The organism is Methanosarcina sp. (assembly GCF_035390745.1).
Taxonomy (GTDB): Archaea; Halobacteriota; Methanosarcinia; order Methanosarcinales; family Methanosarcinaceae; genus Methanosarcina.
On sequence record NZ_DAOOUJ010000010.1, the window covers coordinates 1 to 13,659 of the forward strand.

General features: G+C 37.7%; 13 protein-coding genes. 8 read left to right on the forward strand and 5 right to left on the reverse strand.

What is annotated here, in order from left to right; translation table 11 throughout:
- Nucleotides 1-694: 694 nt before the first annotated feature.
- The 5 genes from PLL47_RS04365 (at nt 695) to PLL47_RS04385 (ending at nt 6,552) form a co-directional block, all read left to right on the forward strand.
- A complete protein-coding gene (locus tag PLL47_RS04365; protein ID WP_324444980.1) occupies nt 695-2,431 on the forward strand; it encodes a hypothetical protein in 1,737 nt (578 codons plus the stop codon).
- A 1-nt stretch (nt 2,432) separates the two neighbouring features.
- Nucleotides 2,433-4,400: an ATP-binding protein gene (locus tag PLL47_RS04370; RefSeq protein ID WP_324444981.1), complete on the forward strand. Its 1,968-nt coding sequence runs from the start codon at nt 2,433-2,435 to the stop codon at nt 4,398-4,400.
- Nucleotides 4,401-4,406: 6 nt separating this feature from the next.
- A complete protein-coding gene (locus tag PLL47_RS04375; protein WP_324444982.1) occupies nt 4,407-5,813 on the forward strand; it encodes a DUF6884 domain-containing protein in 1,407 nt (468 codons plus the stop codon).
- 296 nt (nt 5,814-6,109) lie between these two features.
- On the forward strand, nt 6,110-6,322 hold the full coding sequence (locus tag PLL47_RS04380; protein WP_324444983.1) for a type II toxin-antitoxin system HicB family antitoxin: 213 nt from the start codon (nt 6,110-6,112) through the stop codon (nt 6,320-6,322).
- On the forward strand, nt 6,319-6,552 hold the full coding sequence (locus tag PLL47_RS04385; protein ID WP_324444984.1) for a type II toxin-antitoxin system HicA family toxin: 234 nt from the start codon (nt 6,319-6,321) through the stop codon (nt 6,550-6,552). Before PLL47_RS04380 ends, PLL47_RS04385 begins: the two co-directional genes overlap by 4 nt.
- Nucleotides 6,553-6,680: 128 nt before the next feature.
- Here PLL47_RS04385 and PLL47_RS04390 read toward each other — a convergent pair whose 3' ends face one another.
- Nucleotides 6,681-7,166 (reverse strand): pyridoxamine 5'-phosphate oxidase family protein, encoded by a 486-nt coding sequence (locus PLL47_RS04390; protein ID WP_324444985.1) that lies wholly within the window; start codon nt 7,164-7,166, stop codon nt 6,681-6,683.
- A gap of 400 nt (nt 7,167-7,566) precedes the next feature.
- On the opposite strand from PLL47_RS04390, the gene PLL47_RS04395 reads away from it, so the two are divergent.
- Complete coding sequence (locus PLL47_RS04395) at nt 7,567-8,757, forward strand: hypothetical protein (RefSeq protein WP_324444986.1); 1,191 nt, start codon at nt 7,567-7,569, stop codon at nt 8,755-8,757.
- A 107-nt stretch (nt 8,758-8,864) separates the two neighbouring features.
- Here PLL47_RS04395 and PLL47_RS04400 read toward each other — a convergent pair whose 3' ends face one another.
- Nucleotides 8,865-9,653: a hypothetical protein gene (locus PLL47_RS04400; RefSeq protein ID WP_324444987.1), complete on the reverse strand. Its 789-nt coding sequence runs from the start codon at nt 9,651-9,653 to the stop codon at nt 8,865-8,867.
- A 213-nt stretch (nt 9,654-9,866) separates the two neighbouring features.
- Nucleotides 9,867-10,259, reverse strand: a complete 393-nt coding sequence (locus PLL47_RS04405; RefSeq protein WP_324444988.1) for a YkvA family protein — start codon at nt 10,257-10,259, stop codon at nt 9,867-9,869.
- A gap of 432 nt (nt 10,260-10,691) precedes the next feature.
- Between PLL47_RS04405 and PLL47_RS04410 the strand changes: the two genes are divergently transcribed.
- A complete protein-coding gene (locus PLL47_RS04410) occupies nt 10,692-11,636 on the forward strand; it encodes a hypothetical protein (RefSeq protein ID WP_324444989.1) in 945 nt (314 codons plus the stop codon).
- 91 nt (nt 11,637-11,727) lie between these two features.
- A complete protein-coding gene (locus tag PLL47_RS04415; protein WP_324444990.1) occupies nt 11,728-12,093 on the forward strand; it encodes a hypothetical protein in 366 nt (121 codons plus the stop codon).
- 153 nt (nt 12,094-12,246) lie between these two features.
- Here PLL47_RS04415 and PLL47_RS04420 read toward each other — a convergent pair whose 3' ends face one another.
- Entirely contained in the window at nt 12,247-12,684 is a 438-nt protein-coding gene (locus tag PLL47_RS04420; protein WP_324444991.1) for a hypothetical protein, read from the reverse strand.
- A 38-nt stretch (nt 12,685-12,722) separates the two neighbouring features.
- On the reverse strand, nt 12,723-13,652 hold the full coding sequence (locus tag PLL47_RS04425; protein ID WP_324444992.1) for an NADP-dependent oxidoreductase: 930 nt from the start codon (nt 13,650-13,652) through the stop codon (nt 12,723-12,725).
- Nucleotides 13,653-13,659: the final 7 nt, after the last annotated feature.

Consider the following 13,659-nt stretch of genomic DNA (forward strand, 5'->3'; position numbering starts at 1 on the left):
TGCCAGCAGGGGAATAGGACCTGAAACGGCGTCAAGGGTTATTGAGAAAATGAGGATGGACGAAGAGGCGTTTTACAGGGACATTCTGATTGCGGAGAGGAATTATGTGAAGACGAAGAAGTTCTGGGAATGAAGGAGTTCGGTTTTGCTAGAGGGAAGTAATTACTTTTTTGTTTACAAAATAAACTTTGCTCTTTCTGAACACAAGATAGAGAAAAATAAAGGTATGTCTCGTATGGATTTTTTAAATCTAGTATTTCTAACTTAGAATAATAATATTAGCGAAAGATTTTAATATTTTTTCCATTTATCGATTTTATAATTGTTTTGATAGAGCCGATCCCAAAACTCAAAATTTGCTTATATATATCTCTTATTTAAAGTGACCAATCGAGCCTCTTATTATGAAAGCAATTCTGAGTAATTCTGATAGTTGAGATTAAAAACTGGATTTTGGAATGAGCTCATAAACAAAAATACTTAATTTATTTCTTCGTATTTTTATCTTTTCGATTTGAACAGAGACCTGAAAATAAATCGTAACTTTAAAAAATATGATATCTAATATTTGAAACGAAAGTCATAAGTGGTGTTTATGACGAATACCTCTACACTATCTAGAATTTTTAAGTGCTATCAAGAATCACTTAAATGCTCGATAAACAGATACCAATTTTCATATGAACAAACGACAATGAATGGTTTAAAGTTCTATGAAGAATTTTTAAATGGACTAATTATAAACTATTACGAAATTTTTTCAAAACCCCATTCAATGGGTCTAATTGATAATAAAATCCATGAGTATTTCCAGAAAGAGGAAATTCAATTTGTTGCTATTGATGGAACTTGTTCAGCTGACCCATTTAAAGATTTCATGGTTTTTTTCGCAGCTGCTTATGGTGTAAGGGGAAAGATTCGTATTGAAACTCAGCCTCCAAGGCTTACTTATGAACGCTGGTCAATGGATCAAGATGTGAGTCTCGTATCATATGTTCCCGTTCCCTATGCTGAGGCAGGGGACGTAATTGATTATGGATATGAAAATTTTGTTACAGATGATACAAATAAAATAAATCTGTCGAATATACATACCAGATTAATGCAATTAGCTGAGATTTATCTTGCGTATGAAATGGCAAGATCTCCCACTTTAACATGTCCAAAATTAATTTTGATGGATCTCTCCCTTAGCGGTGTTCTGATGTCTACTGATGGTTATTTGGAGCAAACACATCTATTTGGTCACCCTATTGGATCAAGAGTATTAACAAAAAAAGATGGATTAGTTGTCTCTGCACATCCTTTCAACGAGGGATTAGGTGTGCCTACTACCAAAAAATTTGCTAGATGGAGATATTTTGTAAAGTTATTAAACAAAAATAAATCTATAAGTATGATAGAACTTTTAGATAAAACGGGTATTAAAAAAGAAGATTGGGAGAGAACCTTAGCGGAATCTTATTCTAGAGAGCTAGTGGATTACCAAAGTGGAGAAATAACTAGAAAGTTTGATTTTGCTTCTTCTTGGTTTGACAGTGTAAGGTTTTTTGAAGACTTTTGTAATCGTTTGTTCCATAACCGTGAATCTGAAGCTCTCTTATATCCTATTACTGAAAACGGAAAGGAAAGATATCGATGGATGTCTCCTGAGGATGTTTCATTTTTAATAGGAATTGGAATTCGAGCATTAGTTGAGAAATGTTGGGAAAATGGCATAATGCTTATTGGAATCGCCAAAGATTCCTCTACAAAATATTTTTCAAGGAATTATATAGGTGTAATGCGGGAAATTAAAATATTTCCGGATATCCCAGTTGGATATCTCCCTTGGACGGACAGAACATTGCTAGAAGGTCTTGCATATCAACTCGATGATTTGTCAACTCCTTGGACAACTGCAGAATTTGATTCTGTTTTTATGTCTCTTCACGTAGAGGAAGAAAACAACAACAGATTCATCCGTGGGAACAGAGGTTTTTTGGTAAATCAAGAATGTTTATTTGCTCGCTCTTTAGGGCAATTTTTCAAGACAAGTTCAAATTCAAAAGTATTAATGGGGCATGTAATATTTATCGACCGTCTTCTTGACCCTCGTTTGGACAAAAAATTCGTTTCTGACAAGAATAATCCCAAAATTTACTCTGATGAACTTGGACTGATTATACCTGCATACTTTGGTTACAAGAGTAGTACAGATCTAATTTCTTTAAATTATGGTCAGGCAATTGGAGTTCGGCTTTTAAGTATTTTGACTAGAAATTTGTTTCCAGAAGTAATCGGCTATCCAGATCCTCTTCACAAGGCTGACTGGGGTGCAAAAAGTATGAAAAGAAGAGTTGATCGATTAATAAAATCCAGTGAAATTACATTCAGAACAAACCCATTGAACAAAAAATTGAGGGATATCAGGGATGAAGCAAGGAGATAATATGTCTGAAAACGAATCCTCTGTTAAGTTATTTGAGGATAACCGGATTGGGAGGCTAATGAAATTAGAGGAAAGTGAACAAACTAGATATCAATTTGAGGTCTGGTTTGAGTATACACGTCAGTGTATGATTAACCTCAAAGAGGGAACTTTTCTTGCAGCTAAAAATTTCTCCTCTTCTGACTTTGCAACTCATTATTCTATTCTTGAACTAACTTCTATAAAGCCCATACACTATGCACTTGGAACCAATGTTGATGGATATCCAGGGTTTGTAATGGAAGCAGCTAAAAACATTTCTAGCGATTGGACATCACAGGAAATGGACTCTTTTGAGGATACAACAATTATAAAATGTATCGCCACTCCTACTGGACTCGAGATTATTGAAGATGATGAAGGGAGAGTCCTAGGAAACGACTCTTCAATTCCCATGATTGGGACTGAAGTAAAAGTTCTTACCGGTCCAGCAACAAAATGGACTGCAAATAAAGGAATGTCTACCGATGATTTTACTTTTGAAGTTGGGAAATGGTTAGTTGACAGATCAACTCCTATTTATATAGACATAGAAGAACTTCTTCGGGTTCACTTTGGTGTCTTTGGTTTTACAAAATCTGGGAAATCTAATTTTCTAAGTATGATAATATCAAATATTTTAGATATCTCAAAGAATAAAGGAAGACCTGTAAAAATTGTAATCTTCGATTTAATGAGTGAATATAATATTTTGTTGATTGATCAATTGAGCTCAATGTCGTACTCCAGACTAATTGCATTAGGTGAAGCAACTTTTCCAGGGGCAGTTATTGAACATCTATTAGCTGAAAATGCGAGTATTGATAAAACAAAACAGAAAGCAATTAATTCTTTAATTGAAACATCTTTATATCCTAAAGATCTTGAAAGAATTAAAACTAATTTCAATCTGTTTTTATCCACTCTTTTTGATGAAAGGAAAATAAGACTGTTTAATGATCCCGAAAAGACCTTAAGAAGTTTTATTCTTGCTAATGAAGGCGTCTTGACAGCAGGTAATACAGGTACTTCAAAGACAATAATTTCTCAGTTTATTAGTAATATTCAACTTGAAGGAAATCAAGTATTAGATTCTACGATCTTGGGTATTGTTAACTCATCTATCGAGGAAATTTTTAAAAGGTGCCCTCTAGGTTCAGGCAAAAAGACTAATTCCTCTGTCAATCTTAATTTTTTTGAAAAGGATGAAGAAAATAAACGATCTCAAAAGACTAAAAATACTATAAACCTTCTCAAGGATATTGATTTCTCTGTAAGTCTTACCTCTACGGCAACAACCAATTTAAAAGAATTTCAAAAGCTTATTCAATTGGAACTACAGAATGCTTCCAATAGAAAATCGTATCCTCCTGAATCTTTAGAAACAATGGAGGATTTACTCCTTGAGTTAAATAACAAAGACCATTCGAGTTTAATAGTAATCCAATCACATGACGCAGACAGAATAAGAGATTTTGCTTATGATCTTGGTAATTCTCTTTACGAGAATAGAAGGAAATATGGGAAAACTTTTCCTTTGGTGAGCTTTATCTTTGATGAAGCCGATGAATTTATACCACAAAACTTTGATAAAAATAGTTCTTTTGGGCGTTCAAACCATATTGCTCATATGCTGGCACGTAGGGGCAGAAAGTATGGAATCGGGATTGGTATCGCAACCCAGAGAGCAACATATCTAAATACTAGTATTATGTCTCAACCACATACTTATTTTGTTAGTAAGCTTCCAAGACTGACTGACAGATCAAGAGTCCAGGAAGCTTTCGGCCTTTCAGATGAAATGCTACGTCAAACTTTAAAGTTTTCAACTGGAGATTGGGTTGTAGTGAGTCATGATGCAACCGGTATGACAGGAGTACCAATTCCAGTGCATACAAAAGATGCAAATGAGAGAATAAAGTTAGCACTAATGGAAGTTAAAAACGGATAAATTAAAATGAAAGAAAATAAATTAATTCCTCATTTTGTTGCAGATCGTCCAATGAGTTTAAGAATACTCTCCGGAATGAATTTTGAAACGCATCCTGTAAAAGTTGGAATTATGCTTCAAGCGTGTACAACCAATAATTTTCGGAAAATGGCAGCAGAGTTCCCCTGTGGCGATAAAAATTATTGTGGGGTAGTAAATGGGAAGTGCCCTTATGACGGGAATATTACTAAATGTAAAAAAGGACTTTCTCTTAGGGAAAATGTTACAACTATAGCAGATAGCGGAGTCTTTACAAAAGAGGGAGCGACGCTTAGTTATTCAGAGCTTTTTCAGCGTTATAATCAAATGAAAGTTAAAAGGGGAATTATGCTTGACGTTTTGCGTGATATGGATGGAACTATTGAAAGTGCAGAACTTGCTTTAGAAGCATATTCTCTAGAAGAATACAGATTTAAGCTAATTGGTGTTGCTCAGGGTAAGAACCCTGAAGAATACTTAAAATGTTATAACAAGCTAAAGGATATGGGGTTTGAAGAGATTGCTATTGGTGGTTTGCTAACTAAAAAAGAAAATACTGTAAGATTTGCTTCTTCAAATAAAGAACGCATTTCTGAAATTGTTTCTAAAATTAATCTTGAGTGGCCTGATGATAGATGCTTTACTCTAGGTGTTTATAATCCAAAAAGACATGAGTTTTTGGAAGGTCTTGGTGTAAATGCAGCTGATTATAAAGGATGGATTTTTCAATACAAAAAAAGGTTCCAAGATCCTCTTTGTCACCATATTGATAGAATCAATCAAACAAGATTCTTCATCGAAAAAAATATTCTTTCCCTCATGAGTGGGAATGAGATCTCACATACTTCCATTAACTGCGATGCTGAACAAATCAAGAATCAAGTTTCTTCTCTAAATAAAAAAATAGTCGTTGAAAATAATGAAAATAAAGAAAAAGAGAGAGCGATAAATAAAGTAGTTATTATTTCGTGTGGAAAATTAAAACTTCAGTCTTCTGAGTGCTTTGCCAAAGATGCCTACATTGGAAAATCTTTTCTCTTGAAAAGAAAATACGCTGAAATTTCAAAAAATCCTTTTTTTATTCTTTCAGCCAAGTACGGTCTGATTAGACCTGAACAAGTTATTGATCCTAACTATAATAAAACGATTACATCAAAAAAAGATTGTTTTGAGATGGCGGAAAATATTAAAAAACAAATTCCTTATTATTTTGAATTTTCGATTGCTGATGAAATACTTTTTTTGGGTCCTGAACTTTACTTTAAAGCCCTTGAATATGCTATCCAAGAGAAAGAAGGTCTAAAAATTCAACATTTGACAAAAGGTCTTAATCAAGGAAAATCTCAACAGCTGATAAAAGAGCTTATTTCAAAGGAGGCCCCGGAATCTACTTAATCTTAGGAATTGCTTCATAATGATCCATATTCCTTCTGGTATTTCTTCAGTTGTTTTGCTGAAAACTCTTAATTCTCTTTCATATGCATTCAAAAACTAAATCTCTCCAAAACCGCGGCGCAATCTTCAAATTCCCAATCAAAAGATTTGAGGGGGCTGGGGCGGAAATATAATTAAAAAGTTATATCGCTTCTGCTTCCTCTGGTTTTCGGCTATTTTTATCTTCAGTTCTGCCGGTATCAACTTTAAATACTCACAGAATAAATGTTATTCTGGTAAAAATGGAAGGCAAGAGCTTGAATTATACTGTTCTTATCGAACAGGACGAAGATGGGATATATATTGCAAAAGTTCCTGACATACCGGGTTGTTATACTCAGGGAAAAACAGTTGAACAGGCTATGGAGCGTATAAGAGAAGCAATACAGGTCTGTCTTGAAGCTGAGGAACTTGAAGATGTCCTGCCGCTGAAATTTATTGGAATTCAGCAGGTAGAGGTAAAAGTATGAGCAGGCTCCTTCCTATAAATGGGAGGGAAATGTGCAAAATACTTGAGATGCTTGGCTTTCAAAAGGTGCATCAGGTTGGAAGCCATGTAAGATATGTTCATCCTGACGGTAGAAAGACTGTGGTGCCTGTTCATGGAAATGAAGATTTGGGTACTGGTCTGATTAAAGAAATCCTTAAGCAGGCCCGGATTTCTCGGGAAATGTATGAGGAATTAAGGAAACAAGTATGATAACTGAAGGCTTAAGTTTTCTTCTCTTCTTCAAAACAGCGGCGCAATCTTCAAATTTCCAATCGAAGGATTTGAGGGGGGGCTTGATGGAAATATAATAAAAAAGTGATATATATAGAAAATAGTTATTATCCTTTAGCCTTGACGAACTCAATAGCTTCCTTACCAGTTATATGCTCGATGTCAATTGCTATAATATGAGCCTGTGTGCATCCAGATATTTCCTTATTCTTTGCTTCCTCAGGCTGATTTCCTGAATACTTATCAACCAGTGCCGCGAAAGATTCAAGCCGTTCGTCACCTTCAACGATTCTTGCTTTGCCAAAAGCAATAACGCTGCGGAAATGCGTTGTATATTTCTCGCTTACTATCTTATCTTCATCTATTACCGAAAAAGACACCTTGGGGTTCCTTGTAATAGCATCAATTTTGTGACCGGCTTTTGCTGAATGAAAATAAATTCTGCCGTTCAAATAGACATAACTAAGTGGAACTGCGTAAGGATAACCCTCATCACCTGAGCACGCCAGAACACCATTTGTGCATCTGCTCAGGACTGCAACGGTGTCTTCAATTGATAATAATTGCTTATCTCTTCTCATTTCTCTAAACATAAATTATATCCTCACTTTCATCGCGTGATTCCAATTCAGAGTGATGTCTTTCTTGCCTATCTTATCTTTTATTGTTTTTGCAATATCATCTCCTGAGATTTATAATAGTGTCTCTGCGTGGGAAAGATTCCTTGAAGACGGCTAATAAAGCAGCGGTGCAATTAGAGGCAGCTATCCAGTCCCGCTTTTCAGGAGTGCGGGAAAAATGTCTAAAAGAAGCAGAAACATACCATCCGTGCATGAATATTTTGTGCGAAGAATTAGTAAGTATCTAAAATATAAACATGTTTTTATAACCCTCTGTCCATACAATTATAACCGGGGAACAGGAGACTTTCGAATACTTATGCAGTATGTTGAAAATAAAAACTGATTTTGTTCCTTAATTGGGGGTTAATAAATGAAAATTAAACTGGTACTTAAACCGATACTTGCAGTAATCGTTGTGCTTTTAGCAGCTTCGAATGCAGCTCTTGCAGACGAGAGCAGCGATTATATCAGCGAACTTTTAGTAAGTGATGCTTTCCATCCGCCGGCAGAAGGTGATCCTGGAAATCTGTACAACGAATGGCACTACTTCAACATGATCGACGAAGAGCAGAACCTGTCAGCGATATGCACTTTCAAATTAAACGGGGACACTAATTCTTCAGCGGTTCTTCTGGGCTATTATGTGAATGATACATCGTTTTCTTTTTATGAGGAACATCCTCTAACTCCGGAGTTTGTGAATTACTCTTCTCAATCTCCTGATATCAGGATAGCTAATAATACGGTAACATTGACTGATGAAGGATATCGTGTGCATATCGAATCCGGAAATGGGGTAGACGTTTTTGATGCCCTGTTCAAACCGAAAGCTGAGCCTGCTCCTGTCTTCAACAGTTCTAATTTTTCTGTGCCGGGGATGGGGATCAACTGGCTGGTAGCTTCCCCGAAAATGGAGGTTTCCGGAAACCTCTCTGCTGCCGGACAAATTTATTCGCTGAATAACGCAAGAGCTTACCATGACCACAACTGGGGCTACTGGTCATGGGGAGAAGATCTTGGATGGGACTGGGGTCAGGTTTCCCAGGCAGGAAATTATTCCAACGAGACGACTGGAGGGTACTCGCTCAGTTTTGGAAACATCACCAATGCCAACCATTCTCAATCAATAAGTTCAGTTCTTAATGTTTGGGAAGGCGGGAATATCATTGGTAACTTCAGCGGGGAAGAAATACAAATTGAGCATTCCAATCTGAGTTCAATAGATATTGAAATTACTCCCGCAGAAATGAGTCCGGAATATATTCTGCCTCAGGGTTCTTTCTCATTCCCTCAAAATACACTTCTGAACGCCTCTTCGGGTTCTGATACTCTCAAAATAGAGTTCACCACTCAGCGCTCAGTTCCGCTTACAGTAATGATCCCGGATGGAAGTGAATCTGGAAATGAATCCGGAGCTGTGATCAAATACAGAATAATCTGGGAAATGATAGGGACCTATCAGATTTACGGGGTGATAGACGGAAAACCAATTTCATATACTTCTGACGGGTTCATGGAATACGTTGCTGGAGAGCCTGTTTCTCCAGTACTTTTTTCCTGACCTGATCAGCTTCTAACAGGTACAAATTGAAAAATTATAAAGATCCTTGAAAAAGGATTTTTTATATTTTTTACTTTTTTCTCCAGGGTCGCCTTCATCCACTTTGATTAAATTCTTGGATCGTTTCCTTTAATTTTCGAGCTGGCAAGAGGTTCCATATTATTTAGACGGTTTTTCTTTGCTACAATATTTAAGTGTCCGCAGTAATCGCATTTATAATACCTGATTTCTGTAACATTACTTCCCCCCGGGTAATCCTCTCTTTTCATATCGGGATTTCTGAACTCTGAGCTCAATGATGTTTCTCCGCATTCCTCGCATGTTATCTTGATGGGTTTTTTCTTTCTCACTTTAAAGCATTTTATGTTTTCCGAGTTTTCACTGCTGTCAAGATATCCGCAGTACTTACACTTCCAGTATCGAGTTATTGTTACAGAGTATAAGTTTTCAGTTGAATCTTCCCTGACATCCGGTTTTTCCCTCTCTTCATAAGCGTTTTTTCTACCGCACCTTTTGCATTTGAGAAATCTCAGGAACTTTGCACCGGATTGTGAGGAAATTCCCTCAAGAACGAGAGTTGAAGATATATAAAATATAACTAAAAAAACTGTACCCAGTAAATATTTTTTAAAGCCTTCCAGATATTCCGGCATCTTTCCGAATGCAATAAAAGCTATAAGTATACCTGTAATTCCCAGGATTATCTTCAGTATTCCAAAAAGACGAACCGCAGTTTCTCCACAGGTATTCACTAAAGGTACCCATTTAAAGGGTCTTCGGTATCTTATCTCCCTTTTATACTTAATTACACATACATCTTGCGTACACTTCATAGAGTAATCTTTATCTTTTCCTCCACCGCCTTTTGTCCTGGATCCTCCTTCATTTTCTGTCAACGAAGTTGCCTTCTCATTTTATATCACACTATCTTAATATTTATTAAGTCTCTCTGGCATATATACTTTAGTTTTCTATTTGAGAATAGTAAGCTGGTAAGTTTTCAAATTAAAATCTTCAAAAAAGCGGTGAAACAGGAGGATTTTCCATCGAAGGATCTGAAGGATGTCCGGGGGCGGAAGTCTGTCCTACAGTCCTGATAGGGGCTTCTATCAGTAACTCATTTTCCAGGCTCTGTAGTTTTCCAGATCCTCTTTGATGAGGCTGAATGCAAAAGCAAGCAAAGCAATATCATCCACAAACCCCATTAAAGGAATTATATCCGGTAAAAAGTCAACCGGACTTACGAGATACAGCAGAGTGAATGACATCACCAGCACTGTTTTCTTTGGAACCGGGTATTTGCTGTTAAAGGAATCTGCCAGCATAGAAAAGAATAACCCTAAATAGTCCCAGATTTTCCCGATATCTCCCCGGTTGTAAGGAGTATCTTTAATTTCTTCAGAATACTTTTCTCCAGTATCAGAAGCCTGATTCGGATCGGTTTTAAACTGGTCAAGGTTTGATCCAACTTTCTTCCTTCTGATAGTATTGATTCTTTCCATATGATCCTCCAGCCTTTTAATGGACTGTATACAGGTTTCTCTAAAATAATCTGTGAATATAAAAAGTGCAGTAATGGATATTTATATTGTCCTTTCATAAATTCCTTCTCTTCTTCAATTTCATTTTACCCATATATCAGATCCAGGGGTCAAGGCAGATTTACTTTTCAGAGAGCCAGCAAAGCAGTATTGTAGATAGAATTATGATAGAATTATGGATAGAATTATGTAAACAGGATAGAGGATGAAAGTACTTCTGTATCTACTTCTGTATCACAAATTTCCGGAATAATGCTTCAAAATTTAAGTAAGTATACGTAATTTTTTATAATCTCTGAACTATATATCCTGGGGGATAAATAATTTTTGAAATCCCCCTCTGTATCTTGAATTAAGAACTCATTTTATTCTTTAATTAATTGGGGGAAATAAATGAAAATAAAAGCGGCAGTTAAACCGATACTTTTAGTAATCCTTTCGCTCCTGGTATTTTCAGGTATTGCTCTGGCAGACCAGAACTGCAGTCTGATTGGCGAGCTCTCTGAAGTTGATGTTTTTCATCCTCCTGCAGATAGCAGTTTTGTGCCTCTGTACAACGAATGGCACTATTTTAATGTAATAGATGAAGAACAGAACCTGTCAATGATATGTAATTTCAAATTGAATGGGGTTTTTAATGCCTCTGAAGTTCTTCTTGGTTATTATATAGATAATAATGCGGATGCCTTTTTTGGGATGTATCCATTAAATATGGCAGAATATTCCTCTCAAACGCCAGATGTCAGAATAGCAAATTGTACTGTAACCTTAACCCCGCAGGGGTATTGTGTTCACATAGAATCTGATGACGGTTCAAGGGTATTTGATGCACTTTTCAAGCCTGAAGCAGATCCAGCTCCTTTATTTGGTTCTTATGGTTTTTCTTCCCTCTATGGCGGTGCTATCAACTGGCTGGTAGCTTCTCCGAAAATGAAGGTTGACGGAAAACTTTCTGTCGGCGAGGATGAATATCTCCTGAAAAACGTAAGAGGTTACCATGACCATAACTGGGGCTACTGGTACTGGGGAGATGACATAGGATGGGACTGGGGCCAGGTTTCCCAGACTAAAAGCAGTTTGAATGGGAATGATGTTGGAGAATATTCTCTCAGCTTTGGAAACATCACTGATGCAGACCATACGAAATCAACAAATTCAGTTCTGAGCGTGTGGAAGAACAGGGAAATGATTGCCAGTTTTACCTCTGATGAAATAGAAATTGATCACCCTGAACCTTATATTATTGACCAGGCTATTCCACTACCTCCGGAGTACAAATATATCCATTGGTCATCGGTTAAGGAATTTTCTTGCTCAAAAGCTATCGATTTTGCATAATAAGCCTATCTTAAATTTTGGTAAATTTACATGAAATCGATGCCTTGCTCCTACCTACATAAAATCAAATATTTGACAAATGTTGAGGGAATTGACGCAATTTGTCATGATTCCTCACTTAACCGAAGACGCATGCAAATATATCATACCTGCAGGCTCGTTCCCTCTTCCTATGAAAACGAATATCTCTGCTTCATCAGGTTCTGACAGTCTCGATATCACGTTTGATCTAAAGCATTCTGTCCCTCTTCCGGTAACTGTACCAGTGATTGATGGCAGCGGAAATCCGGTGACAGATGCAGATGGAAATGTAATGGTGGAGTATAGAATTATCTGGGAAATGATAGGAACTTATCAGGTTGAAGGAGTGATAGACGGGAAACCAGTTTCATATGCCGCTGACGGGTTCATGGAATATGTATCAGGAGAACCTGTCTCTCCTGTACCTCTCTCCTGACCGGATGAGTTTTTGACAGATAATTATTGAAAAATTTAACGATCCTTAAAAAAGAATTTTTAATTTTTTTACTTTTTCTGGCAGGCAGTGAAAAACTCAAAAAATACTGTCATTGTCTGACCCGAAACACTTTGACCACTGCAGCCCCGAAATTCAGGATTTTTTGATCTCCAGATTGACAGTCCCGGGATTAAGCGGTTTGGCATGCACAAGATAAATCCCGTTTTCTTTTACGGTAAATTCAGGATGGTAAGGAAGGTAGCTTTTTCCGGAATGCGTCAATACAAATGTGTCCTGGAATGCAATGTAAGAGCCTTTGCTTATTGTCACATTTATCCTCTCGGGACCGTCAGGGTTCTCAATCCAGAGTTTATAATTTACACCTTCAGTGAGGTTGACCTGAAAATCCGACTCTTGAGATACGGATTCTGAAAGGACATCAGTCCCGTCTCCTTGAAATGCGACAATTATATAGTAAAACACAATAATTATGTAAAGCGGTATAAGACTTCTGGACTTTTTCGGCTCTGCTGGCATTCTCCTCCTTGTCGGCAGCTTAAGTGCACAGATAACTTGCACAACTGCTTCCATTGAAAGTTAAAACTTCCTGTTTACAGAGTATCAAAGCTTTACTCTGGACCTTCTCCCACGAGCAAAACAATTTTCCCGCGCATATGGCGGCTTTCGCTCAACTCATGGGCTTTCTGTGCGTCCGATAGGGAGAGTATGGTAGTTACAACTGGTTTTACCTGCATTTCATCAATGACCTCTGCTATCTGAGCAAGCTCTTTCCCGTCAGCTCTGGTTACGAGGGTTTGCGCACGCACTCCATGCTTTTCTGCAGCTCCTTCGGGTATGCTGGCAACGGTGCTTACAAGGAATCCTCCGGGCTTTAACACTCTCCAGGATCTATCGAAAGTATCTCCTCCTACTGTATCCAGTACGACATCCATATTACTGATTATATCTTCAAATCGCTGGTTTGTGTAGTTTATTACTACGTTTGCTCCTATGCTTTTTAAGAATTCTAAGTTAGTTCCTGAAGCTGTGGCTGTAACAAAAGCGCCTTTCCATCTGGCGAACTGGACTGCAAAAGTCCCGACACCGCCTGCAGCACCGTGGATCAGTACTGACTGCCCTTTCTCAAGTCCGGCAATGTCAAACAGAGCCTGCCAGGCAGCGAGTCCTGCCGTAGGAATCGCCGCGCTTTCAATGAACCCGATGCTTTCAGGTTTTCTGGCAACCTGCATGGAGTTGACAACCGTATATTCGGCATAGCCCCCTTCTTCAATAGAGACTTTTGCATAAACCTCTTCCCCGGGACGGAAAGGGACTTCTCCCTGTCCCAGGGAATCTACAACACCTGCAACATCCAGTCCCATAATCATTGGCAAAGGCATTTTCCCAACCAGTCCTTTGCGTATCTTCCAATCCATCGGGTTGACCCCGGCTGCAATGACCCTTATCCTTATCTCTCCCTGGCCCGGATGGGGCTCGGGGACATCCTCGTATTTCAGAACCTCCGGTCCGCCAAACTCGTGAATTCTTACAGCCTTCATATTTTTC